The 24,126-nt window shown below is 64.2% G+C and carries 14 protein-coding genes; 3 read left to right on the forward strand and 11 right to left on the reverse strand.

Annotation, left to right across the window (positions count from 1 at the left end; all coding sequences use genetic code 11):
* Nucleotides 1-19: 19 nt before the first annotated feature.
* Both GA615_RS11115 and GA615_RS11120 read right to left on the reverse strand, forming a co-directional pair.
* Nucleotides 20-1,201 carry a serine hydrolase domain-containing protein gene (locus GA615_RS11115; protein ID WP_152051360.1) on the reverse strand — a complete coding sequence of 394 codons (1,182 nt, stop codon included), beginning with the start codon at nt 1,199-1,201 and terminating at the stop codon, nt 20-22.
* 159 nt (nt 1,202-1,360) lie between these two features.
* A complete protein-coding gene (locus GA615_RS11120) occupies nt 1,361-2,725 on the reverse strand; it encodes a S41 family peptidase (protein WP_152051361.1) in 1,365 nt (454 codons plus the stop codon).
* Nucleotides 2,726-2,953: 228 nt separating this feature from the next.
* Between GA615_RS11120 and GA615_RS11125 the strand changes: the two genes are divergently transcribed.
* Together GA615_RS11125 and queA are read left to right on the forward strand one after the other, a co-directional pair.
* Nucleotides 2,954-5,317: a serine hydrolase gene (locus tag GA615_RS11125; protein WP_152051362.1), complete on the forward strand. Its 2,364-nt coding sequence runs from the start codon at nt 2,954-2,956 to the stop codon at nt 5,315-5,317.
* Nucleotides 5,318-5,323: 6 nt separating this feature from the next.
* Nucleotides 5,324-6,355 (forward strand): tRNA preQ1(34) S-adenosylmethionine ribosyltransferase-isomerase QueA, encoded by a 1,032-nt coding sequence (gene queA, locus GA615_RS11130; protein ID WP_152051363.1) that lies wholly within the window; start codon nt 5,324-5,326, stop codon nt 6,353-6,355.
* Here the strand turns inward: queA and GA615_RS28430 are convergent.
* The 5 genes from GA615_RS28430 to GA615_RS11150 all read right to left on the reverse strand — a co-directional run bounded on the left by GA615_RS28430 (nt 6,345) and on the right by GA615_RS11150 (nt 14,422).
* On the reverse strand, nt 6,345-6,467 hold the full coding sequence (locus tag GA615_RS28430) for a hypothetical protein (RefSeq protein ID WP_261343937.1): 123 nt from the start codon (nt 6,465-6,467) through the stop codon (nt 6,345-6,347). The genes queA and GA615_RS28430 overlap by 11 nt on opposite strands.
* 3 nt (nt 6,468-6,470) lie before the next feature.
* Nucleotides 6,471-9,314 (reverse strand): M16 family metallopeptidase, encoded by a 2,844-nt coding sequence (locus GA615_RS11135; protein WP_235905336.1) that lies wholly within the window; start codon nt 9,312-9,314, stop codon nt 6,471-6,473.
* Between the two features lie 201 nt (nt 9,315-9,515).
* Nucleotides 9,516-9,893: a YybH family protein gene (locus tag GA615_RS11140; protein ID WP_152051364.1), complete on the reverse strand. Its 378-nt coding sequence runs from the start codon at nt 9,891-9,893 to the stop codon at nt 9,516-9,518.
* Between the two features lie 253 nt (nt 9,894-10,146).
* Nucleotides 10,147-10,920, reverse strand: coding sequence for a hypothetical protein (locus GA615_RS11145; protein WP_152051365.1), 774 nt, complete (start codon nt 10,918-10,920; stop codon nt 10,147-10,149).
* 118 nt (nt 10,921-11,038) lie between these two features.
* The gene (locus GA615_RS11150; RefSeq protein ID WP_152051366.1) at nt 11,039-14,422 is read right to left on the reverse strand and encodes a S41 family peptidase; all 3,384 of its coding nucleotides are present in this window, start codon (nt 14,420-14,422) and stop codon (nt 11,039-11,041) included.
* Nucleotides 14,423-14,753: 331 nt separating this feature from the next.
* Between GA615_RS11150 and GA615_RS11155 the strand changes: the two genes are divergently transcribed.
* Complete coding sequence (locus GA615_RS11155; protein WP_152051367.1) at nt 14,754-15,548, forward strand: 2OG-Fe(II) oxygenase; 795 nt, start codon at nt 14,754-14,756, stop codon at nt 15,546-15,548.
* A gap of 271 nt (nt 15,549-15,819) precedes the next feature.
* Here the strand turns inward: GA615_RS11155 and dnaE are convergent, their stop codons facing one another.
* The 4 genes from dnaE to GA615_RS11175 form a co-directional block, all read right to left on the reverse strand.
* Complete coding sequence (gene dnaE / locus GA615_RS11160; protein ID WP_152051368.1) at nt 15,820-19,368, reverse strand: DNA polymerase III subunit alpha; 3,549 nt, start codon at nt 19,366-19,368, stop codon at nt 15,820-15,822.
* Between the two features lie 517 nt (nt 19,369-19,885).
* A complete protein-coding gene (locus tag GA615_RS11165) occupies nt 19,886-20,188 on the reverse strand; it encodes a type II toxin-antitoxin system prevent-host-death family antitoxin (RefSeq protein ID WP_152051369.1) in 303 nt (100 codons plus the stop codon).
* A gap of 176 nt (nt 20,189-20,364) precedes the next feature.
* Nucleotides 20,365-22,296: a serine/threonine protein kinase gene (locus GA615_RS11170; RefSeq protein ID WP_161602283.1), complete on the reverse strand. Its 1,932-nt coding sequence runs from the start codon at nt 22,294-22,296 to the stop codon at nt 20,365-20,367.
* Between the two features lie 1,059 nt (nt 22,297-23,355).
* Entirely contained in the window at nt 23,356-23,934 is a 579-nt protein-coding gene (locus GA615_RS11175; RefSeq protein WP_152051371.1) for a hypothetical protein, read from the reverse strand.
* Nucleotides 23,935-24,126: the final 192 nt, after the last annotated feature.

Below are 24,126 nucleotides of genomic sequence, written 5' to 3' on the forward strand. Positions count from 1 at the left end.
GGGAGGCCGCCCCACCGAATCACTCGCGCGACCCCGGTCCGTTCCCGGCAAAATGCTTCAGATAGTACTGAATCAGTGCTAAACTCACCTCATCACAGGCTATTGGCCCCGCCTCTCCCGCCTGGTTGGTGGCGGCCAGGACGGCAAAGCGGCGGTTCGGAGCCATCCAAACGACGGCATAGTTCAAGGTATTGCTCCCGGCATGGGTCAAGACCGTGCCGCCTCCCCAGGCACGGTCATGGAAGCCCCAGCCGAAGGCATAGTCTCCTTCGGTCGGTCGAGTGTGCAGGACGGCAAAGGTTTCGGGAGCAAGCAACGCAGGTCCGTCTTCCCCTGCCCGCAAGTGACAGGCGACGAAGCGAGCCCAGTCGGCCATTGAGGCATGAACAGTGCCTGCGGGGCCAATGACCATGGGATTGTCCGACCCTGGTCCAGGAGGAATCGGCATCGTCTGTCCATTGCGAACAAGGTGCGACCAGGGCTGATCGACTTTCCCGGGCGACGCCATCGGGCCAAAGCCGCTTGAGTTCATGCCGAGCGGCTCAAAGAGCCGGCGGCGTATCAGGGTTTCCCAGGGTGCGCCTCCCAGTCGTTCGGCGATCGCTCCGGCAACAAGATAACCCCGGTTGGAGTACTCGAAGTTCGATCCCGGAGGGGAGGACGGGGCCTCGGCCAGGACGCGCCGGAGGTAGTCGGTCCGCTGGTCGGTCAGGGAGGCCTTCGAGGTCTTCATGGCCCCCAACGACAGCCCCGGCGCGGCCGTTTCACCCGAGAAACCGGCGCGGTGGGCAAGCACCTGTTCAAGCGTGGCCGATCGAAGGTCGGGGTGGATCACCTCGATCAGATCAGGTAACGCCTCGGCGAGAGTTGTTTGCCAGGTGATCGCCCCCTCCTCGACGAACGTGGCGAGCAAGGTCGCGGTCATCGCCTTGGTGCATGATCCGAGATGAAAGCGATCGTCGGAGGTCACTGGCGGTCCGTCTCCTGCTCGCCGCAGGCCGACCGCTCCCACGGCGATCGGCCCTTCCGTCGTGACGATCGCGCCAGCCAGCGCGGGTAAACCGTGACGCTCCCGAATCGGTTCGAGCACGGCGGCCAGTGCATCAGCCTCCGCCCCAGCGGGGTCTTCCGCCCCCTGACCCAGGCAGGGAAGGACTGGGCACAACGTTGAAACCAACGCCACCAGGAGAACGCAACGCATGACTGAGGCTCCAGGACCATCATCGGCCGGGACAATGAGACGGATTCTAACCCCAAGGAACCCCGAATGCGATCACCATCGCATTCTTCAGATCCGTTAGGAACGAGCCCCGCACAACGACGAAGCTCCTCACTCCGTGATCTGATCGTCAACTCATCATCATTCACCGTTCTGAACGCGAATCCACTCGATGGCCGCATCGAGAACCGGATCACCGCCCGAGAGCAAACCCTCGCGCGACGGCCAGACTTCCTCATCAGGGATCACCCCGATCCCCTCCAGCGTTGCTCCGCTGGCGGACACATAATTGGCGAAGGCGTACTGAAAGCCGTCTCCGTTGGGAAGCTTCACAACAATTGACGGCAAGGCCGCCCCGGCTGTCCGAGTCCCGAAGATCCGGGCCCGACCAAGGTCTTGAAGGCCACCAGCGAAGATCTCGGAGGTCGAGGCCGAGCAGCCGTCCACCAGCACCGCGACCGGCCCCTGGAACGTCTCGGCTCTCGGGAATACGACGAAGTTCAGGTTCGTGTCACGGGTGGTCATGGTGCCGAGCTTCAGGCCCGACTCATCAATCAACCAGCCGCAGATGCCCATGGCCATGGCACCGATCCCGCCCGGATTCCCGCGCAGGTCAAGAATCAGGCCCGGCGCGTCGAGTTGCCCCGTAATCGCCTCGCCGATCCTGGGAATGAGGGACGCCGGATCAAAGAACGCACTCCAGTGAACATAAGGGATGGTTTCATCGACCTGGCGCGTTTCGAAGTAGACCGTCATCGGTGGCAGGTTTCCGAACCGGGCCGTCGTTCCCCGAGGACGGGCCAGTGTGAGCGTTCGCTCGACCTGCTCCCCCTCGCCATCGCGGAAGGTGATGGTCCGATCCGACCCGCTCGGCCCATCGAGCCTGCGCTCGACCACCCGAGAGGCGTAGAGGTCGAGCTGGGTCGAGTCGCGGTACGCCTCGGCCACCTTTTCAAGGACCGGGGCGACCGGCTTCCCTTCAATCTGATCAACGATCCAACCGGCCTTGATGCCACTTGCCTCGGCGGGTGAGCCCGGTTCGACCAGGACAACCAGCGCTTCCCCCTCGACGGCCCGGATGTGCAGACCGGTCGAACCATCACCGCCGGATTGAGCGTCCTCGCCATCAATCGCATCGTACACCGATCGGGAAATGATCCCAAAATGCGATTGGTTCAATCGCTTCACCATGTCTTGCAGCGTCTCCCTCGCCTCGTCCATGGTTTTCGCCTCGGCCATCCTGGGCCGGAGTTCCTCGCGGACGGCAGGCCAGTCCACGCCGTTGAGGTTGGGATCGAAATGCTTGTCTCGAATCGTTTCCCAAACGATGTCAAACGATTCGAGGTTCAGGCGAGCCTGTTCCGCGGTCAGTCGAACGGCGTTGGGCTCCGCGGCGGCTTCGGTAGAACGGGCCTCGGCAACCGGCTCCTGCGCCCACAGGGAGCCGGAGACGATCGGCAATCCTAGAACACCCAGGACGAACACCAGTCGGGTCGATCGGAGCATGGAGGTTCATTCCTCGACAAATGAAAAGGACAGGCGAGCCGGGCGAGTGACTCGTCAAGGGAACGCTCGATTGTACTTCGCTCAGGCGCCAGTCGTCTTGAGTGATTCCGCTCAAATCGGTGGGTGATCCTCCAAAGAGGACCGCCGAAGCTCTCCCCCCGCATCGCATTTTCCGTCATAATCGAGACCTCTTTGCTTCCGCACCCTTCGCCCCTGGAGCCGTCGAAGATGTCGCGCCTCGTTGTGATGCTCCTCGCGATTGCCATCTCCCCCGCCTCGGCTCAGGAGGTCATTGGTCCTCAGCCACCCATGACGGCCGAGGCAACCGCGGCGCTCGAAGCCTTCATCGACCGAGAGATCGAACAGAAAGGGATTCCCGCCCTGTCGATCGCCCTGGTCGATGGTGAGGAGATTGTCTGGGCTCGCGGCTTCGGGCTGGCTGACCCGGAGCAGGGCACCCCCGCGACAGCCGAGACCATCTACCGGGTCGGCTCCGTTTCGAAACTGTTCACCGACCTGGCGGCGATGCAGTGTGTCGAGGCCGGTTCGCTCGAGCTCGATGCCCCGATCACCGAGGTCTTGCCCGAGCTGACCCCGGAGAACCCGTTCGAGACTCCCATCACCCTTCGCCACCTCATGAGCCACCGCGCCGGCCTGGTGCGCGAGCCTCCCATCGGCCACTATTTTGACCCCGACGAGCCGAGTCTCGCCGAAACCGTTGCCAGCCTGAACCAAACACGCTTGCCGATCGCTCCCGGATCAAAAACCAAGTACTCGAACGCCGGACTCGGCGTGGTCGGTCTGGCCGTCGAACGGATCGCGGGGGAACCTTTCGTCGACCTGATCCGATCCGATCTCTTACAACCGATGGGCATGTTGTCCAGCGACTTCGAGCGGACACCCGCCATCGAATCCCAGCTTGCCCAGGCGATCATGTGGGGTTACGACGGCCGACGGTTCGAAGCCCCTGGCTTCGCGCTCGGCTACGCTCCGGCCGGCAGTCTGTACGCCTCGATGCCCGACCTTGGCCGGTTCCTCATCACCCTCTTTCAAGATGGGAAGACCAAAACCGGCGCGATTCTCGAAGCCAAAACACTTGCCTCAATGTTCGAACCTCAGTTCGATGAGAAGGGCCGCTTCGGCCTCGGCTTTGCCGTGAGCGAGTGGAAGGGGCATCGGCGGATCGGCCACGGCGGGGCCGTCTACGGCTTCGCCACCGAACTGGCCGCCTTGCCTGAGAAAAAACTCGGCGTGGCGGTGTCCGCATCCCTCGATGTCGCGGACGTGGGCACGATTGCCGACTTCGCCCTGGAAACGCTGATTGCCCTGAAGGACGGGGAACCGCTGCCCAGGTTCCCCCGATCCGCCCCTCTTCCCGACGGCCTCGCCCGGCAGCTTCGCGGCCGATATCAGGATGAGGATCAACCCGGCCGCGTCATCGAACTGCTCGACCAGGGCAATCGCCTGCTCATGATGCCCGCTCGGAGCGGTTATCTGCACGAACTCCGATCGGTGGCCGATGCCGAAGGGGCCACCCTCGTGATCGACGGTCCCATCCTTGCCCACGGCGAGACGATCACCCGAGATGGCGACACCCTGACCCTCGGCGACACCACCTTCCGCAAACTGCCCGACAACGAACCTCCTGCTCCCGCTCCCGAGGACTGGATGGGGTTGATCGGCGAGTACGGATGGGATCACAACATCCTCTACATCCTCGAACGCGAAGGGAAGCTCTACGCGTTGATCGAGTGGTTCTTTCTCTACCCCCTCGAACCGATCGAGGGTGACACCTATGCGTTCCCTTCGACGGGTCTTTATCACGACGAAACGCTCCGGTTCGAACGCGATCCCAACGGCAAGGCCCAACGCGCCATCCTGGGAGAGAGCGTCGTCTTTGAGCGTCGGCCGATTGATGGGGAGGATGGTTCGACCTTCCGCGTCGATCCGATTCGAGCCGTTGCCGATCTTTTACCCGAGGCTCGCGCCGCCTCCCCGCCGAAGGAGGAAGGCCCGTTCCGCAAGACCGACCTTGTTGACCTGACCACCCTCGATCCGACCATCCTCCTCGACATTCGCTACGCGACCGACAACAACTTCCTCGGCACGCCGTTCTATTCGTCGGCTCGGGCGTTCTTGCAGCGTCCGGCGGCCGAGGCCCTGGTGCGGGTGCATCAGGCACTCGAACCGCTCGGTTACGGGCTTTTGATCCACGACGCCTACCGCCCGTGGTACGTCACGAAGATGTTCTACGACGCGACCCCCGAGCAGTCGCGCGGGTTCGTCGCCAATCCCGCGAGCGGGTCGAAGCACAACCGAGGCTGCGCGGTCGATCTGACCCTTTATGACCGATCCACGGGCAAGCCGATTGGAATGGTTGGCGGCTACGATGAGTTCTCCGAGCGAGGCGGGGCGCACTACCTCGGCGGCACCGCTCGCCAGCGTTGGCATCGGCTCCTGCTTCGACGGGTCATGGAGGACCAGGGGTTCGCCGTCATCTCAAACGAATGGTGGCATTTTGATTACAAGGACTGGCGATCTTATCCAATCGGCAACCAAACGTTCGAGGAGATTGAGGCCGGAGCTTCCTGACCACTCATGCATACCGACGACTTCGACTTCCACCTGCCCGACGACCTGATCGCTCAGCACCCGGCCGACCGTCGCGATCAGTCGCGCCTGATGATCGTCCACCGAGACTCGGGCACGATCGAGCACCGCGTCTTCGCCGAGCTTCCCGACTTGCTCCGCGAAGGAGACCTTCTCGTTCGGAACGATTCGAAGGTCGTGCCCGCGCGATTGATCGGCCGTCGCGAGGCCACGGGGGGGCGCTGGGAGGGGCTCTACCTGCGCGAGCACGACCGGAACGTCTGGGAGCTGATGACGCAGACTCGCGGCCGTCCTCAACCCGGCGAGCATATTTTGATCGACGACGGCTTGCGTCTGCAACTGCTCGAACGGCTCGACGATGGTCATTGGCTCGCCCGAGCGCTCGACCTGCGCCCGACGTTCGATCTGCTCGAAACCTACGGCCACATCCCGCTACCGCCTTACATTCACCGCGAGTCGGACACCCCCCAGGACCGCGAGCGCTATCAAACCGTTTACGCCTCGGCCCCTGGTTCAGTCGCCGCGCCAACGGCGGGCCTTCACTTCACGGAAGCCATTTTTGATCGGCTGCAAGCCCTTGGAGTCTCCATCGCCGATGTCACCCTACACGTCGGCCCCGGCACCTTCCGACCGATCAAGACCGACCGCATCGAAGATCACGAACTGCACGCCGAATGGGTGTCCCTCGCTCCCGCCGTGGCCAGAAGGCTCAACGCGGGTCGTTCCGCCGGCCATCGGATCGTCGCGGTCGGCACCACGGCCACGCGGGTTCTGGAAACCTGCGTGGGCGACACCGGCACCTTCCGGCCCTACACCGGCCAGACGAACATCTATCTCCATCCCGGAGTCCCCATTCGCGGGGTCGATGCGCTCATCACCAACTTCCATCTGCCGAAAAGCAGCCTGCTCGTCCTTGTCTCGGCCCTGGCCGGGGTCGAGTTGATCCGGAAGGCATATGCCGAGGCAGTCTATCAACGGTATCGCTTTTATAGTTATGGCGATGCGATGCTCATCCTCTGAGCGTGGCCACCATGTCCACCGCTCTCGGGAGATCGCCACGCGATCGGCAGAACCGACGAAGCAAGAGCTTCGGGATCAGCAAGGCATCCCGAAGCTCCTGCCTTTCGGTCATGAGTTACTGCCCCTCACCCGCGTTGCTGGCTGCGGGATCGACCGGGTTTCCGTCGGGGTCGAGCGGAGTGAGCGAGGGAACAAAGGGAAGCTCTTCCAGCGAGGAAGCGATGGCGTTGCGGTCGCCGACGACCAGCAGGGTCATGCGGTCGGGGTGCAGGTGCTCCTGGGCGGCCTGCTGGACCTGCTCGGGGGTGACGGCTTCGACCTTGTCCTGATAGGTCGTGAAGTAGTCGTCGGGCAGGTTGTAGAGGACCAGGTCGATCACCTGAGAGGCCACGCCGCCAGTCGTCTCGAAGTCGCCGGGGAAGCCGAGAATCAGCCGGCCCTTGGCGTCCGCCAGCTCCTTCTCGGTCACCGGGCGATCGCCTCGGATCTCAGTCAACTCCTTGTACAGCTCGACCAGGGCAGGGGCCGTGACGGCGGTCTGCACCGAGGTACTGGCCGAGAAGGGGCCGGGGCCTCGTCGGAACGAGAAGGAGGTGCGGGCGCCGTAGGTGTACCCTTTGTCCTCTCGCAGGTTCAGGTTGATCCGACTGGAGAACTGGCCTCCGAGCACGGCATTCATCAACGTGACCGGGAAGTAGTCCGGCGTATCGCGCGAGAGGCCGATCTGGCCGACGGCCAGGACCGATTGCGCCGACTCGGGCCGGTCGACAAGGTAGAGCGTATCCTTCGGAGCCGGCTTCGGCTCGGGAAGGGTCAGCGAGGGGGCGCCGCCGGCCTCCCAGTCGCCGATGGCCGCCTGGCCGAGCCGCTCGATGATGGCATCGGCCGTCGTGTCTCCCACCACGATCAAGGCCGCATTATTCGGGCGGAACAGGCGCGAGTGGAAGGCGACAATGTCGTCTCGGGAGATGGTCGGCACCGTTTGCAGGGTTCCCGACACCTGGCGGCCGTAGGGGTGATCGTCTCCATAGAGCAAGCTCGGGAAGACAAGCGAGGCGATCCCCTCGGCACTGTCCCGACGTCGGAGCAGGCTGGACAGGAGCAAGGCCCGCTGGCGCTCCAGGTCACCTTCGCGGAAGGCGGGATTGAGGACCACGTCGGCAAACAGCTCCAGCGCCGCGTCGGTATGCTTCGTCAGGGTCGAGAGCGAAACCGTCATCTGCTCCATCCCGGCTGAGGCATTGATCGACGCCCCGAGGCGCGACAGCGCACCGGCCAGTTCCTGAGCGTCTCGGGTCGCGGTCCCTTCGGTCAGCAGGTTCGCCGTCAGCTCGGCCACGCCGTCCTGACCTTCGGGGGCGAGGGTGGCCCCTCCCTTGACAACCAGTTGCAGGGTCAGGATCGGCAGCTCGGGGCGGTTGACGACCAGCAGTTCCAGACCGTTGTCGAGCGTCCGACGTTCGACGGGAGGCGGCGAGAACTCGGGAGCGTCCCCCAGCGTCGGCATGGTCGACCGATCAAGCTCCTCGACGATCGGCTCATCATCGGGCACGATCTCGACCGGAGCGGCGTTGACGAAGACCTCGGGGGCCCGTTCGGTCGGAGCGCCGGGGGTCACGTCCATCCGGACGCGGTTGGGCGAGAGGTACTCGCGAGCCACGCGGCGGACATCGTCGGCTCGCACATCAAAGAGGTTCTGCAATTGTTTTCGGTAGGCGAGCGGATCGCCGAAGGCAACGTTGTTGGCGTTGAAGAAGTCGGCACGGGTTCCGACCGCCTGAAGTCCGAAGACAACACTGCTCTCAGTCGTGTTCTGCGCCTTGAGTACCTCGTCCTCGGTCGGGCCGTCTTGCTGAAGCCGCTCGATCTCGGCCTCAATCCGGGTGGCCAGGTCGTCAAGATCTCCGTCGGGCTTGCCGGTCGCGATCACGTTGAACGTGCCCGAGACGGCCCCAGTGCTGTGGTAGGCGAACACCTGACTGGCAACCGATTCATCATAAATCAACGCCTTTTCCAGGCGGCTTTCCTTGTCAAGCTGACCGAGGATGGCGGAGAGAACGTCGAGCGCCTCCTCGTCCGGGTGGCCTTCGGGAACGGTCGGCCAGGTCAGATAGATGCGAGGCAAGGAGACGCGGTCGGTGATCGCCAGGTTGACCGGAGCCTCAAGCTCGGGAACCTGATGCGGGGTCCGCTCAACCTCCGGGCCTTTCGGAATGGCGCCGAAGTAAAGCTCGACGAGCCGCTTGGCTTCGGCCGGGTCGAAGTCGCCGGCGATACACAAGCTGGCATTGTTCGGGTTGTAATAGGTCCGGAAGAAGTTCTTCACATCCTCCAGCGAGGCGGCCGACAGGTCTTCCATCGAGCCGATGACGCTGTGGTGGTACGGGTGCCCTTCGGGATAGAGCGCTTCGAGCATCCGCTCGGAAACCTGCCCGTAGGGAACGTTATCGACCCGCTGCCGCCGTTCGTTCTTGACCACGTCGCGCTGGTTGTCGAGCGATTCCTGGGTCAGGGCCGGCAGCAGGAAGCCCATGCGGTCGGCTTCGAGCCAGAGGGCCAGTTCCAGGGCATTGCTCGGAACCGTCTCGAAGTAGTTCGTGCGGTCGGTCGTCGTGCTCCCGTTGATCCGGGCGCCGAGCGGTTCGAGCGGGGCGAAGTACTCGTTGTTATGGTTCTCAGAGCCCTGGAACATCAGGTGCTCGAACAGGTGGGCGAAGCCGGTGCGGCCTTCGGCCTCGTTCTTCGAACCAACCTTGTACCAGATGTTCACGGCAACGACGGGGGTCGTATGATCCTCGTGAAGGATCACCTCCAGGCCGTTGGGCAAGGTGTACGTCTCGACCTTCAGGTCGGGAATCTGCGGTGTCCTGGGTTCGTCCTGAGCCACACTCAGGTTCGGAACCGACGCGACGAGGGCCAGAGTGGCCATCGCGAACAGGGGGGCGAGTCTCGGGTGCATCTCGGGTCGTGCTCTGGGGTGCCGGAACCGGGTTCCGAGGTCGCCCTGCGGAGCGGACGCAGGCGAGCATCGGTTGCCGGGCGTCGGGAAATCACGAGACGGAACGAAGACCCTATCTTGCCCCCTTGCCCCTCGAATCGTCCAGAGCAGCCGACCGAAGAGCACGGCCGATGATCCCGCTCCCAGGCTCGTCGGAGCACCTTACTTCATGGGCTGGATGGGGGTCGCCTGGTCGTGGATCAAGACCCACCGCTGTCCCTGTCGGGCGAAGGCGAAGGTGTAATAGGCTCGCTGCACCCACCGATCGCCGTCGGGCGGCTCATCGCGGTAGGTGACATGGACCACCGCCAGGCCCAGGGCATCGCACTCGGTCAGTTCTTCGAGTCGCGTCTCGATGGTCCATGACGGCGACGCGAACCAATCGCGGTACAGGGCGACGAACTCGTCGACCGAGCGCAGCCGTTGGCCATCGGGCCGAATCAAGGTCAGCTCTCCTTCCGGGAGCGTGGCCATCAGGGCGGGCAGATCCCGCATCTTAATCGCGCGGAGATGCTCCTCCAACGATTCTCGAAAGGTCATGGGACAACACTCCTGCCTCGGACCGAAGACGGTCCCGGGCAGAGGGAAGGCTCTCTCGTGCTCGATCACCCGGGAAGTCCGAGAGACTCAGAACGCAAATGCCGCGCCGGGCGAACCCACCCGCTCGCCGTTTCTGAATCGATCCGAGCACCACCGCGCCCCCAGAACTCACAAACGGCCAAGGAACCCATTGGTTCCCCGGCCGTTTGTGGGAGTGTCTTGGCCCAGACCTGTCGGGCTCATCGCGCGTTGATCAGCGGGCTCCCGCGCGTTCCTTGATCGCCTCGGGAATGGCAAAGGTTCCCTCGGGGAACGAGACGCCATGCTCAACCGACTGGATCGTGGTCTTGACCTCCTGGCCGAGCAGCACCTCCGTGCTGACGAACGGGATCTTCAGGCCATCGACTTCCTGATAATCGCTCACGATCGATTCGACCGGGATCTCACCCATCGGCGATTCAACAATCCGGCGCGATTTGACCAGCAGCCCGGAATCGACGGCGTAAAAGCGGGTTTCGACACGCCCTTCCTTCGGGGTCATGGCCACCACGTAGCACGGGGTCCCATCGACCTCCATGACCTCCTTGGTTTCGGCCTGATCGTAGTAGTTTCGCCATTCCACGTCGGAGTAGAAGGCCGCCTCGCGCAGGAAGGCGGCTTTCTCGGGGCCTTCCAGCACCCGCTCACCGCTGACGGGGTTGATCTCGTAGGCAATGGTGCCGTCGGTTCCTTGCAAAAACGTGCCGACGTTTTCCAGCTCCAGGGAGGTCTTCATCTTGTTTGGAGCTTCTTGTTCAAGAATCAGCTTACCCTTCAACCCCGCGCCGACGAATTCGATCGTACCGGTAACCTTGCGGGTGCTGAGTGCCTTGTAGGCCGCCTCGCCGCCGGTCGCCTCGATCGCTTTGGCCAGAATCTCCTCAGCCTTGGGCAAGGCATCGTCCTGCCCAACCGCGGGAGACACCGCCGCGACCAGCAGCCCCAGAGACAGCAGGCGGAGCAGGGGGGGACCGTAATTCCGAGTCATCGACGTGAGAACCTTTCTCGTAAAGGAAGGGAGCAGCGAACCTGAGAATCTGTCAAACCGAAAACGAAAGGGAAAGACTGAAGTCAGCCGAACGAGGGTCGTACCGAGACGCAAGCACTCAGCGCTCGCTCGCCTTGCGCAGCGCGGGCTGCGGCTGGTTCTTCGCTTCCGAGACATCTTGCTTGAGTCGTTCGATCGCCTCGGCAAGCTGGCGGTCGTCGCCTCGGGGCCATTCGCCGGGCTCGGGCCAGACAATCACGTCGGGCACCGCCCCATTGAGTTCCATGTCCTCGCCGGTCCCGGCCACGTACCAGCCTCGGAAGGGCAACCGCAAGGTGCCAAGGTCCATGATCGAGGTCGCCCCCGTGCTAATCACTCCTCCGGCCGTCGGCACGCCGACCAGAGGCCCCCGGCCGAGCGTCTTGATGGCGTGGCTGAAGATCTCGGCATTGCTGAAACTGTTCTGATTGCAAAGCACAACGATCGGCCGGGACCACGAAGCGAACACCTTGCGGTCCTGCGGATAACCGGGGTTCCCCCCTCGGGGAACGGTGATCGCGTGAAACGGCTGCGTGAGGCTCGTGAGCAACAGGTCGGCCGTCGAACCACCGCCGTTCTCGCGAACGTCGATGACCAGCCCTTCCTTGCCCGCGGCGGCCGAGTACAGCTCTTCCTGGAACTTCGAGAAGCTCGCCCCGTTCATCGCCCGGATATGCAGGTAGCCGAGCGTCCCGTCGCTGGCCTCCTCCACCGCCTTACGGTTCCCCTTCACCCAGGCGTCGTAGAGCAACGATCGGGCCGCGCCGAAGGAGATCGGCCGCAAGGTCACCGAGCGTTCTTCCCCCTCGTCGTTCTGAACCGTCAGCGTGATGTCTCGGGCCAGGGGGCCGTTAAGGATCTTGGTCAGGTCCATGTCGGGATCAACCGTCTCGCCGTCGATGGCCAGGATGATCTCTCCCGGCTCGATCGTCGATCGGGTCTGATCGGCTGGTCCTCCCGGCAAAACGTCTCGGACCTTCAGGCCCGGCCCCTGGTGCTCGGGATCGAACCGCACGCCCAGGTGGGCGGTCGAGATGCTCCAGTCTCCTCGAACCGGCTCGATCGTATCGTTGCCCCTCGGCGAGAAGCCCAGGTGCGAGCCGTTCAGTTCGCCAAGCATCAGGCGAACGACCTCGGCGAACATCGACCGATCCACGCTCGACGCCGCCAGGTCGGCGTATTTTCGGCGGATCGCATCCCAGTTGCGGTTGTTCAGGTTTTCGTCGTACCAGCGGTCGCGCATCGTCCGCCAGGCCATGTCGAAAGCCGCGCCGTACTTGGCCGCGCGGTCGATCTCCTGAAGGGCCGTGAAGGGGTATTTCGACACCGAGTTGCCCGAGCCCGAGATGCTCGTCGGCACTCCTTCCAGGTTACCGACGATCTGATCCCCTTGTTTCAACCATCGAGCATCGCCGAGCGTTTCACTTGACAATCGCTTGGGAGCGAGGTCTCCCGTCGGCTCGATGGTGTACGTCCCCGACTGACCGTCGATGTTCGCCCGGAAGGCCAGCCGCTTCGAATCAGGAGACCAGAACAAGCCCCCTTCCGACGCATTCGGAATCTGAACGCGGCGAATCCGCTCGTGGATGTCGTCGAAGTCGATCACAACCTTCGGAATCTCGTCCTTCTCGTCCTCGTCCGATTCGTCGGAGTCCTTCTCCCCGTTCTCTTCGTCCGAGTCCTTCTCCTCGGCCTCCTCGTCGTCGGGTTCCCCGTTGGGGTTCGGAGTGTCCCCCTTGCCGTCGCGACCGCCGTTGCCCTTTTCCTTGCGGGCCTTGCGGATCTTCTCGATCGCTTCCTCGATCATCCGGTCGCGGCGGCCCAGTTCGTCGTCCTCGCGGCGGAGGAAGACGAAATGAATGTCCACCTCGCCATCCACCCCCCGATTCCCGGTGAAGGCCAGGATCGTGCCGTCGGGCGACCAGGCGGGGTTGCCGTCGTTGCTCGGGTGCTTCGAGACGTTGAACGGCTCGCGGGAGCCGTCGATCGGCACAATCCAGACGTCGGCGTTGAACTCGTCGTCATCTCGGGCGAAGGCGATCCACTGGCCGTCGGGCGACCAGCAGAACTGAGGGGCATTCCAGCCTTCCAGAATCCGCTTCGGATTCGTGCCGTCGGCGTCCATGATCCAGAGGTCGCCGTTCCCCTTCACAAAGGCGACCTTCGACCCCTCGGGGCTCCATTCCAGGCGAGACTCGACGGCGGCATCCTGTGTCAGCCGCTCCAGGTCGAACGTTGTGTTTTGCCACCAGAACAGTTCAGCGTCGGCGCGGGTCGCCCGCCAGAGGTCGCACTGCCCTTCGGTGTCGCTCACGAACAGGATCGACTCGCCATCGGGCGCAAAGACCGGCGACCGCTCCTCCTCGGGCGTGCTCGTCACCTGGACCGGCTCTTTCAAGACCGTGTCCATCACCCAGAGATCCCCCCCGGCGATGAAGGCGATCTCCAGGCCGTCTTGCGAGAAGGCCACCTCCGAGGCGCGATCGAGGTTCACCCGGCTCGCCTCGGGCACCAGAGCCGCGGCCTCGTGCTCGATGGCGATCTTCGTCGGCTTCGGCCGATCGGCGGTCGGATCGATCCGGTAGAGGTCAAACAGGTGCCGGAAGACCAGGGTCGAGCCATCGGCCGAGAGGGTCGGAAGGATGACCGAGTCGTCCTCGAAGCTCGTCAAGGCCCGATCCTCGCCCGATTCGAGCGTGTGTTCCCTCAGGTTCAAGGCCCCGTTGTGCTCGCCCACGTAGTAAAACCCCTCGCCGTCGGGCTTCCAGAGCGGCCAGCGGGCCCCTCCTTCGGGATCAAGCACCTTCGAGAATTCACCCGACTCCCGATCATAGCTCCAGATCTGGGCATCCTGGGATCCGCGATACCCCTTGCGCCACCAGGCCACCCCTTCCCGAACGAACAGCAACGTCGATCCGTCGGGCGACAGCGAGCCCTCGGAGCCATAGGCGTCGAACACCGGATGCTCGGCCGATCGCTCCTCGGCGTCGATCAGAAAGAAGCGTTCGGCGTGCCTCCAGAAGTGGTCGCGCGAGGCGTTGACCAGCAGTTGCCGACCGTCGGGCGACCACCCTTCCAGACCATAGCCTTCGCTATGAGCCGTCAACGGCACCGGCACGCCCCCCGAGGCGGGCATCCGGTAGACCTGCCGACCGTCTTCTCGATCGGAAACAAAGGCAATCGTCGCACCATCGGGAGCGAAGGCCGGGTCGGTATCGCGGCCGGGATGGAAGGTCAGGCGACGGGCGGTCCCTCCTTCGGTCGAGACGGTCCAGAGATCCCCCGCCCAGGAGAAGACCAGCGTCGAGCCATCCGGAGAGAGCGCCGGCGAATCGGCCAGTTGAATCGGCTCCGGCCCGTTCGCCCCCACCGGATCGGCCCCGCAAAGGACGAACCCAAGCGCGGCCAACCACCCCGCCCCCATCGACCGGAGGGGACTCGACGCGAACACAGACACCGGCATGGGCCACTCCCTCAACGAGGTTTCACGCAATGGTGCTTCCGCGGATCGCCCATCTTACCGAAAATGATCCAGGAGAATCAGCCCCCGGTCTCTTTGATGTCGTGTTCCATCGGCATGGGTTCTTCAGAACCGCTGTACGGTTCTTCCCGGGAGGTTGTTGAATCGCTTTGACAACCGCCGACACCGCGAATTAGGCTTACGGACGGCCGTCACCAATGGCGGGGCGGCTCCGTATCCCTGATCATCGGAGGATGCGGGAGATCGGTCCCTCCCCCTATCCATTCCCGACTCAACTCATCCTCGACCTTTGGCACCACGAGCCATCACATCCATGAGCATCAAGCCGTTCGACCGCGACGCCCTCCGCGATCGCGTCCGCAACGCGACCCCCTTCCCGAGCCTCTGCATCGATGGCTTTCTTGAGGAAGACTTCGCCAATCGGGTGCTCGCCGCCTTCCCGACGTTCGAACAAGCCGCCTCGATGGGCCGCGAGTTCGCCGCCCTGAACGAGCGCGGCAAGGTCCAGCTCACCGACTCCTCGAAGTTCCCCGAGCCGATCGCCGAGCTGAACCGTCTGCTCGCCTCTCCCGAGTTCCGCGACGACCTCTCCTACATCTTCGAGATCCCCGACCTGCTCGACGACCCGAAGCTCATCGGCGGCGGGATGCACCAGACCGGCCCCCAGGGGCACCTCGACGTCCACGTCGACTTCAACTACATCCCCGACCGAAAGCTCCACCGCCGTCTGAACATCCTCGTCTACTTCAACAAGGACTGGAAGCCCGAGTGGGGCGGCAACGTCGAGCTCTGGGACAAGCGGGTCAAGGTCTGCCACCACTCCTTCTCGCCGATCTTCAACCGCTGCGTGATCTTCGCCACCAGCCCGATCAGCTATCACGGCGTCACCGCGGTCAAGTGTCCTCCGGGGAACACCCGCAAGTCGTTCGCCGGCTACTACTACACCGAGCAGGCCCCCGAAGGCTGGGACGGCACCATCCACTCCACCATCTTCAAGGCCCGCCCCAATGAGGTCCTCAAAGGCAAGGTCCTCATGCCCGCCGAGAAGATGAGCCGATGGGTCCGCCGCACCCTCCACGACGCCAAGAAGCTCATCAAGAGCAAGTAAGCCCCCCTCTCGTCGATCAAAGGGCGCGAGCGGCATCCCGACCGTCCGCGCGACCCTGACCTCTCCCTCTCCCAACTCGTTCCCCGTTCGCGGGGGAGCGGGTGGCAACGGCCAATTCAACCCTCTCCCCCGCGACGGGGAAGAGGGTGGCCGCAAGGCCGGGTGAGGGGGATCCCTGCGACGCTCAAGAGCCTGGCTCCGTCTACGCCGTCTTTATTCTCACTCGGCAAAGGCCGAACGAGGAAGCATCACCGCAACCCCCTCTCGACCCTTAACCCATCGAGGGCGGTGCCGCTGCCCCTCGGTGGCCGAGCAAAAAGACATTCCCGGCCCCGACGGTCGACTCCAACGCGGCGATCAACGCATCATCATGCCGGACTCGCCACGACGCCCCGGCGCGGAAGATGGCCCGGTGGGCGTTCGGCAGACCGAAGACCTCGAAGTAGACCTCCAGGTTCCCCTGATACTGCCCGAGCACCCGGCCCAATCGGTCGAGTTCCTGTGCGCCGTGCGCCCCCTTGTTCAGGCGAACGACCAGGCCCCGGCACAGCTCGGCCCCGGCCCGCTCGATGGGGATGATCCGGCTGACGATCAGCTCGGCCGGCTCGCGCTGGCGGCTGAGCTGGCCTCGGACGAAGCAGATCAGGTCGTCGCGAACCAGATCCTGCTGCTTGGCGAACTCCTCGGGCCAGAGCATTGCCGGGGTCGAGCCGGTCAGATCCTCGACCGAGAGCTTGGCCATCCGCGTCAGGCCCGATCGGCTCTTTTGCACGTTCCGGACCTTCACCCCGGCCAGGATGCCACCGAGGACCACCTCAACCTTGTCCGGCAGCTCGCTCAGTTGCGAAACGGTGTGGGTGCGGAAGGCCTCGATCAGGGCCTCATGCCGCGCCAGGGGATGGCTCGACATATAAAAGCCCAGCACCTTCTTTTCCTCGGCCAGCCGCTCGGCGTCGGACATCTCGGGAACATCGGGCAGGCTGGTGACGATCGTCTCCGGCTCGGCCACGGCCACGGCCGCATCGAAGGCGTCGAACAGGCTCTTTTGCCCTCGCTTGCGGTCCTCCTGCCGGGCCTGCCCCCCCTGAACGGCCCGAGGGAGCACAGCAAGGAGTTGGCTCCGACGAGCGCCCAGCGTATCGAACGCCCCGGCCTTGATGAGGGTTTCCGTCACCCCCTGGCCGACCTCCTTCGACGGCACGCGCTCGCAGAAGTCATCGAGGCTGGTGAACGGGCCTCCGGTCGTACGGGCCTCGACAATCGTCTCGACCGCCTTGAAGCCAACCCCCTTGATCGACCCGAGGCCGAAGTGAATCGTCTTCTCCTGATCGGCCGGGCGGAAGCCGACAACCCCTTCGTTGACGTTCGGCGGCAGGACGGCCAGGCCCATGCGCCGACAGTCGTCGATATGCTCCACAAAGAACTTTTCCCGCTCCGAACCGTCCATCTCGGAGGTGAGCACGGCGGCCATGTACTCGGTCGGGTAGTGCGTCTTCAGGTAGGCGGTCTGATAGGCGACGAGGGCATAGGCGGTCGAGTGGCTCTTGTTGAAGCCGTAGCCGCCGAAGAACTCGATCAGATCAAAGATTTCCTTGGCTTTTGCCTTGTCGAGCCCCCGCTCGACCGCGCCGAGCATGAACGCCTCGCGGCCGGCCGCAATCACGTCGGTCTTCTTCTTCGAGATCGCTTTGATAGTTGCGTATGCTTTGCTCAGTTCAATCCCGCCCAGCCTGTTCAAGATCCGCATGACCTGTTCCTGGTAGACCATGATCCCGTAGGTCTCTTCCAGGACGTCCTTCATGACCGGGTGCGGATAGTCGGCCGCTTCCCGGCCGTGCTTGCGGTTGACGTAGCTATCGACCATGCCGCCGTTGAGCGGGCCGGGACGATAGAGGGCGTTCGTGGCGATGATGTCGGCGAAGCGGTCGGGCTTCATCTTGATGAGCAGGTCGCGAATGCCAGCCGATTCGAGCTGGAAGACCCCCTTCGTCTCCCCTCGCTGCAAGAGGGCAAACGTCTCGGGGTCGTCCAGCGGCAGGGCGTCGAGATCGACCGGGTTGTCCGGGTGCCGCTCGTTGATCATCTTCACGGCGGCGGCCAGGCTCGTCAGGTTCCGCAGGCCGAGGAAGTCGACCTTCAAGAGCCCCGCCTTCTCGACGTCCCCCATGTCCCACTGGGTCGAGACGACCTCCTTGCTCTTGTCCTTGTTCGGGATCTTCTGCAAGGGGCAGAGGTCGCGCAGGGGGCGGTCGGCGATGACCACGCCCGCGGCGTGCGTACCGACGTTGCGGACCGTGCCTTCGAGCCGCCGGGAGAACTCGATCATCCGGCCGATATCGGGGTCGCGGTCGGCCTCGGCCCGAAGGGCGGGCTCCTTCTTGAGGGCCTCGTCGAGCGTGATGTTCAGGACGTTCGGCACCAGCTTCTTGACCGTCTCGACCTTCGCCAGCGGAATCCCGAGCGCTCGGCCCACGTCGGTCATCGCCGCCTTGGCCTTCAACGTGCCGAAGGTGCCGATCTGCGCGACGTTGTCGCCGCCGTACTTCTTGCGGACGTACTCGATGACCTCATAGCGCCGCTCCTGGCAGAGGTCGATGTCGATATCAGGCGCTTCCGATCGGTTCGGGTCGAGGAACCGCTCGAACAGCAGGTCATACGTCAAGGGATCGACATGACTGAGCTTCAGGGCATACGCCACCAACGCCCCGCAGGCCGAGCCTCGGGCGGTGGTCGGAATTCCCTGTTCGTGGGCGTAGCGCACGAAGTCCCAGACGATGAGGAAGTAGGCCGAGAAGCCCATCCGGGCGATGATCCCCAGCTCGTGGTCGAGCCGTTCCTGTGCCTCGGGGGGGATCGGGTCGCCGAAGCGCTCGCGGAGCCCTTCCTCGCAGACCTCGCGGAGGTACTCGTCCGGCGTCTTGCCTGCCGGCGGGTCGAAGGCGGGAAAGCAGCGCTTGCCGAGGCCGAAGCTCTCGTAGTTCGGCTCGACCGACTCGGCGATCCGGTGCGTCAGGGTCAGCGCCTCGTCCAGACCCGGCATGGCCGCGCTCATCTCCTCGGGGGAGCGGACGAAGTACTCCTGCGAGTCGAACTTCAGGCGGGTCGGGTCGTCGAAGGTCTTGCCCGAGCTGACGCAGAGCAGGACGTCGTGCGACTCGGCGTCCTCTCGGGTCAGGTAGTGGGCGTCACTCGTCGCCACCAGCGGGAAGCCCCGACGGCGGGCGAAGTCGAGCGAGCGATCCAGGTGCTCGGCCTGAACGTGGTAGCCGTTGTTCTGGATCTCGACGAAAACGTGTTCAGGTCCGAAGATCCGTTGATACCAGGCGACGAGCTTCTCAGCCTCCTCGACCCGGTCGTTGAGGATCAGGTCGGAGTACTCGGAGGAGACGCAGCCGGTCAGGCAGGTGATTCCCTCGGCGTGGCGTTCGAGGATCTCGTGGTCGATCCGGGGTTTGTAGTAGTACCCTTCGAGGAAGGCCAGCGACGAGAGGCGGATCAGGTTGCGGAACCCCTCGCCGGTGCGGGCGAGCAAGGTCAGGTGGAAGTAGTGCTTCTTCTTCTGGACCCCGCCGGCGCTGCGGTCGGTCCGGTGGCGGGGGGCGACATACGCCTCCATGCCGACAATCGGCTTGATGCCGGCAGCCTTCGACTCGCGGAGGAACTCGACGGCCCCGTACAGGTTGCCGTGGTCGGTCAGGGCCAGCGACTCCATCCCCAAGGCCTTGGCCCGTCGGGTCAGCTCGGGCAGTCGAGAACCGCCGTCGAGCAGGCTGTAGTGGCTGTGGCAGTGCAGGTGGACGAAGGGCGGGGCGCTGGGCATCTCGCTCTCCTCGGGCGGATCGCGGTCTCGAACGTCGGGGGGCCGGACGGGCGGTCGCTCGGCTCGGGCGGAAGGAGGGCAACGGACCGATCGGCGTCTCGTTGGCACGCGAACCACTGTACCGACGAACACACAAGAGTGTACCGAAAAATCCGGGATCCGGCCAGGCGCACGGACGTGTCGCACGCACGCCCGTCCAGTTCCATCGTACCCGGTATCGGCTCGGGATCGCGGTCAGCTTCGGTCAGCTCTTGAAGCAGCGTTCGGATCGTCGCGGTGAGGAAGGATCGCAGGGGTTTGGGAAGGCGATCCGGTGGCGAGGGGAGACGGGCCTCGTGCGGCAGGTTGTTCAAGCCAGGGCGTTCGGCCTTGGAAGGCCAGCGGAGGGAACGGGAGCCGGGCAAGCACTCCCATTTGCGAGGCCGGCCAGGCGATCGGCGGTCCCGCAAGGCATCGCGGTCGGGCCGGGCGTGGCCGAAGCCACGCCACGGGTCGACCGGAATTGCACGCGGCGTGATCAGACGGAAACCAGTTCGGCCTCCTGCTCGACCACCGTCGCACCCTCGGGCGTCTCGTCGTCCGAGTCTCCCTTGCCGAGTCCTTGAACCAGGGCGCCCAGCTGCAGCGCGAGCAGGCGATCCGAAGGGGTCTGGCAGCGGAGCAGTTCGAGGAACGCCTCAGCTCCGATGATGACCGCCTTGGGCTTGCTGTGGATCGTCAGGACGTAGCGGCTGTCGTTGTCTTCGAGCGATTCGAGGACCTTCGGCAGGTCTCGGTGCAGCTCGCGGCTGCCGATGAAACGAACGCGGGATTGGGGCATGTCTTCCTCTGTTGCCGTAGTGTGGCCAAGAGAAGGCCAGGGGCGGAACGTCCGGTAAGAGCGGATTGGACGCTCCTTCGACCTCGCGATATGCGAGTTGAATCGTATCGAACGCCCCCCGACCCGTCAATTGAGTCTGGGACGAAGTTTAGAGACTTTCTCGGAAATTGATCATTTCAAGGCCGAACCCCGGGAACGCTTGAAGGCTCGTCCCCCTGATCTCGATCAGGGTCGCGGCCCTCCCGCGTGGGGTCCGGAGCATCGGGCGAGATGGGCAAATCAGGTGCCTCCGGCTCCGGCTCAGGACGAGATTCCGGATCGCTCGGGGGCTCGGAGGGAGCAGGGGAGGGGACCGAAGCGTCGGCACTTGGCTGCTCATCATCCATGCGGTCGAGCACCGCCTGGGCATTGGCGATGAGCTGGAGGAACTCGCGGTCCCCCTGGGCCGGCGTCGTATACGATGTGATCAATTGATGAAGCTGAGCGCGAGCAGGTTCGAACAGCTCATTGCGCTCGTTAATGAGGGCCTGCTGATACAAGTTGAAAGCGATTTGTTTCTGCTCGCGCAGCGCGTCCACTTGCTCTTGCCAGCGCTGCTGGCCGAGCAAGAGCCAGCCCCGTTCTTCGGGGTCGTTGCGGCGAGCGAGTTCCTGGGTAAACCGCTGCCACTGCGCCGCGATCATCGCATGCTGTTCCAGTCGTTCAAACGGAACGATCTCCGACAGGACCGTCTTGTACAGGGCCTCGACCGGGCGATCGGAGCGGGGACGGCCCAGGGGGGTCGGGCTGGCGAGCTGCACAGCGCGGCCCTCGGCCTCGTCCAGGGCGATCCGGTCGCGCCATTCGGCAAACTGCTCGCCGTAGGGGTGGTCGGGGAAGCGCCGCTCGATCGGTTCGACCGCCTCGCTGAAGGCGCGTTTCCAGTCGGGCCGACTGTCGGACTGCATCAGGGTTTCGGCCCGGGCGTAGAGGGTCTCCATGCTCGGCGGCCACATCAAGTAGGTGACCAGGCCGATCAGGGCGACCAGGGCGAGGGCCAGCCCGGCGGTTTCGAGCATCCGGCGTCGTCGAGCGTCCGGGTCCAGGTCGTCGGCGGCGGCTCGGGCCTTGGTCTTGGTCTTGGCCTTGGACCGGGTTTTCGACGGTTTCCGAGGGCGGGACTCGGTGCCGGCGGGCGCCGAGGAGTCGCCGTTCCGCGAGAGCAAAACGGTTCCGCCCTCGTCGGCTACCTTGGCTCGGGCCCGATCGAAGACCATCTCCACCCGATCGCCGCGGCGGTGCCGTTCCCGAAGTTCTTCGAGCTGATAGGCCACCTGCGCGGCGTCCCAGGCCCGATCGCTGGGAGTCTTGGACATCAGGCGGACGACCAGATCGTCGAGGGCCCGGGGGATGTCCGGGTTTTTCTCGCTCGGCCGGGGGGGCGGGGTGTTCAGATGGGCCTGCATCAAGATGACGGGAGAGCTGCCGGCAAACGGTGTCTGCCCCGTGAGCATCTGATAGAGCAGGCAGCCGAGGGCGTAAAGGTCGGTCCAGTGGCTGATCGGGATTTTGCCGTGGATCTGCTCAGGGGCCATGTAGGCAACGGTGCCAAGGGTGCGGCCGGTCTTGGTCAGGTCGGTCGTGGCGTCGAGATCCTTGGCGATCCCGAAGTCGGTCAGCTTGATCTGGCCGTCCTTCGTCAGCATGAGGTTCGAGGGCTTCAGGTCGCGGTGAACCACCTGATGCTCGTGGGCGAACTGAAGGGCCTGGCAGAGTTGAATCCCCAGCTCGACCACCTCGTCCCAGGGCAGGAATCCGCGACGTTCAATGACCGAGTCGAGCGGTTCCCCCTCGACGAACTCCATCGCGTAGTAATAGATGCCCTGGGCCTTGCCGTGGGCGTAGTAGCGGACAATGTTCGGGTGGCGCAACTGGGCCAGCAGCTCCGACTCGCGCTGGAACCGCTTCAGGGCATTGTCGCGAGCAAGATACTCGGCCGAAATGATCTTCACCGCCGCGGTGCGCGTGCGACCATCCTTGAGGTGACGGGTGGCCTTGAAGACCTCTCCCATCGCCCCGGCACCTATTTTGCTCTCAAGCTGAAACGAGCCAAGCCGCTGGCCGATCATGGAAGCTGGACCTGTCGCGATCAAAGCGAGGGTCGGACGGCGAAGACATCCGGGGCGCATCCCTGCCCGCACGATTCCCGGAACACTGTCGGCAACAAGTATAACGGGAAATCCCGCCGGGGAGCGACCCCTTTGATTCGGAAATTCCCAGTCGAGGAACACCACGAGGAGACGGCCTCGAACCTCGGGTTCTCTCGTGTCTTCCACCGGAGCCGTTTCGCCTCCTCGGGCAACCGATCGCCGAGCGAGATCAAACCCAGGAATCACGCCCCGATCTCCCGAGAGCGTGGTCGGGTGCGCCCTCCGGTGCGCGGTCCCGTGCGCCCTTTGGTGCGCTGAGAGATGATCGCGGAGATCTTTGTCGAACAGAGACTTACGCCCAATTCGACCATCCGTTTCGGGAATCGAGGCGGGAGGGCCGAGCTGGAAGATCGACGGCCGGTGGTCGGTGGCTCGCCATTTAACGGTCGAGACGTGGGGAGCCGGATGGCTGGCGACGGTGCGCCTCCCGGTGCGCTGCCTGGTGCGCTGGGCGGCAAACTCGGAAGCCCTTCGGAAGATTGGACTTCCAACACGAATGATCGTTCGTTTCGGGAATCGGGCGCCGGGATGCGGAGCGAGCCGGAGCGGTCGCCGTCGCTGGGGAGTGCATCGCCGGATCGACGAAGGACGCAGGGGCGGATCGGCCGGGGGTGCCGGTCGGTGCGCAGGGCATGCGCGGCTCGGTGCGCTGAGAACCAGTTGCGAAGAACGATGCATGGTAGGAAGTTACGTCAAACCAACCCATTCGTTTCGGGAATGACCAAGAAGTTCCAGGAGCTGCGAAATTGGGTGAACCAGGAGATGAGCGAAACACAAGCACGCAATACTGATCGCAAGCATGATTCGTGAAGCAGGTTTCCCAGGGGGCGGAAAATGCCTCGACAAGATCATCGGGAAAATGCGGGGCGGCAGTCACAAAGGGAAAAAAAATAGGGGGGGGGCAAGGGACCGGTCAAGGCGAGGGCAGGCGGTGGCCGCTATTGGCCTCGAACGCCTCGACGAGGGCGTCTCGGGGGTTCAACTCGGTGTGTCCCCTGGATCGGAGGTGGCCGCGGAACGCCGGCCGGCGTCTCGGACGACGAGGGCCAGCCAGACGAAGGGGCTGAGTGCGCCGAAGACGAGGCCGGCGGTCAGGATCAGCCAGGCCAGGATGAGGGCAAAGCGGAGGCTCGCCAGGATGAGGGCCACGGCGGCGACCACCCCGCAGAACGAACCGATCGAGAGGCGGGGGGGCAGGCCGAGGGGGTCGGACAGGTGTTGCGCGACGGCGACCGACGCGGCGAGCATCGCCGCGATGATGGCCAAATCGGCGGCCAGAGTCACGGGGGAGAACCACCCGGGAGGACTTCCGGGCGGGGCCGTCGCGCGGGGCACACTTCGGTAGGGGAAGGGGAAGCCGTAGATCGCGGCATCTTCCTTGCCGAGGTTGCCGTCGATCGTGGCCAGGATTCCCACGGCCAGGCCCACCCAGATCAGGGCGAAGCAGCCCAGCGGCCCGGGCCATCGCCACCGGGGACGCGGGCGATCGGCGCGGATCGAGGTCTCGGGCTCCTGGAAAGGATTGGCCTGGTCAGGGCCTGGACGAAGGGATTGCATCGGTGATCCTCATGCGAGGAACGGCAGCAGCATCCATCGTGGAGCGCCAGTCCCTCACCTAGCGCGTTGCATTTCGTCAACCATGAGACTCACGGCCATGCTCCAAGCATCTATAAAGATTATGTAAGTAGTTTGTGTTCCTCGCTTGTGCCATCAGCAAAGGAATAAGATCAGCCATGGCGAGACGCGATC

Source organism: Tautonia marina (assembly GCF_009177065.1).
Classification (GTDB): domain Bacteria; phylum Planctomycetota; class Planctomycetia; order Isosphaerales; family Isosphaeraceae; genus Tautonia; species Tautonia marina.

Excerpts from the sequence above, each read along its gene's own strand:
- GA615_RS11115 (WP_152051360.1), bottom strand. The coding sequence starts at position 1,201 with ATGCGTTGCGTTCTCCTGGTGGCGTTGGTTTCAACGTTGTGCCCAGTC.
- GA615_RS11120 (WP_152051361.1), bottom strand. The coding sequence starts at position 2,725 with ATGCTCCGATCGACCCGACTGGTGTTCGTCCTGGGTGTTCTAGGATTG.
- GA615_RS11125 (WP_152051362.1), top strand. The coding sequence starts at position 2,954 with ATGTCGCGCCTCGTTGTGATGCTCCTCGCGATTGCCATCTCCCCCGCC.
- queA (WP_152051363.1), top strand. The coding sequence starts at position 5,324 with ATGCATACCGACGACTTCGACTTCCACCTGCCCGACGACCTGATCGCT.
- GA615_RS28430 (WP_261343937.1), bottom strand. The coding sequence starts at position 6,467 with ATGACCGAAAGGCAGGAGCTTCGGGATGCCTTGCTGATCCCGAAGCTC.
- GA615_RS11135 (WP_235905336.1), bottom strand. The coding sequence starts at position 9,314 with ATGCACCCGAGACTCGCCCCCCTGTTCGCGATGGCCACTCTGGCCCTC.
- GA615_RS11140 (WP_152051364.1), bottom strand. The coding sequence starts at position 9,893 with ATGACCTTTCGAGAATCGTTGGAGGAGCATCTCCGCGCGATTAAGATG.
- GA615_RS11145 (WP_152051365.1), bottom strand. The coding sequence starts at position 10,920 with ATGACTCGGAATTACGGTCCCCCCCTGCTCCGCCTGCTGTCTCTGGGG.
- GA615_RS11150 (WP_152051366.1), bottom strand. The coding sequence starts at position 14,422 with ATGCCGGTGTCTGTGTTCGCGTCGAGTCCCCTCCGGTCGATGGGGGCG.
- GA615_RS11155 (WP_152051367.1), top strand. The coding sequence starts at position 14,754 with ATGAGCATCAAGCCGTTCGACCGCGACGCCCTCCGCGATCGCGTCCGC.
- dnaE (WP_152051368.1), bottom strand. The coding sequence starts at position 19,368 with ATGCCCAGCGCCCCGCCCTTCGTCCACCTGCACTGCCACAGCCACTAC.
- GA615_RS11165 (WP_152051369.1), bottom strand. The coding sequence starts at position 20,188 with ATGCCCCAATCCCGCGTTCGTTTCATCGGCAGCCGCGAGCTGCACCGA.
- GA615_RS11170 (WP_161602283.1), bottom strand. The coding sequence starts at position 22,296 with ATGATCGGCCAGCGGCTTGGCTCGTTTCAGCTTGAGAGCAAAATAGGT.
- GA615_RS11175 (WP_152051371.1), bottom strand. The coding sequence starts at position 23,934 with ATGCAATCCCTTCGTCCAGGCCCTGACCAGGCCAATCCTTTCCAGGAG.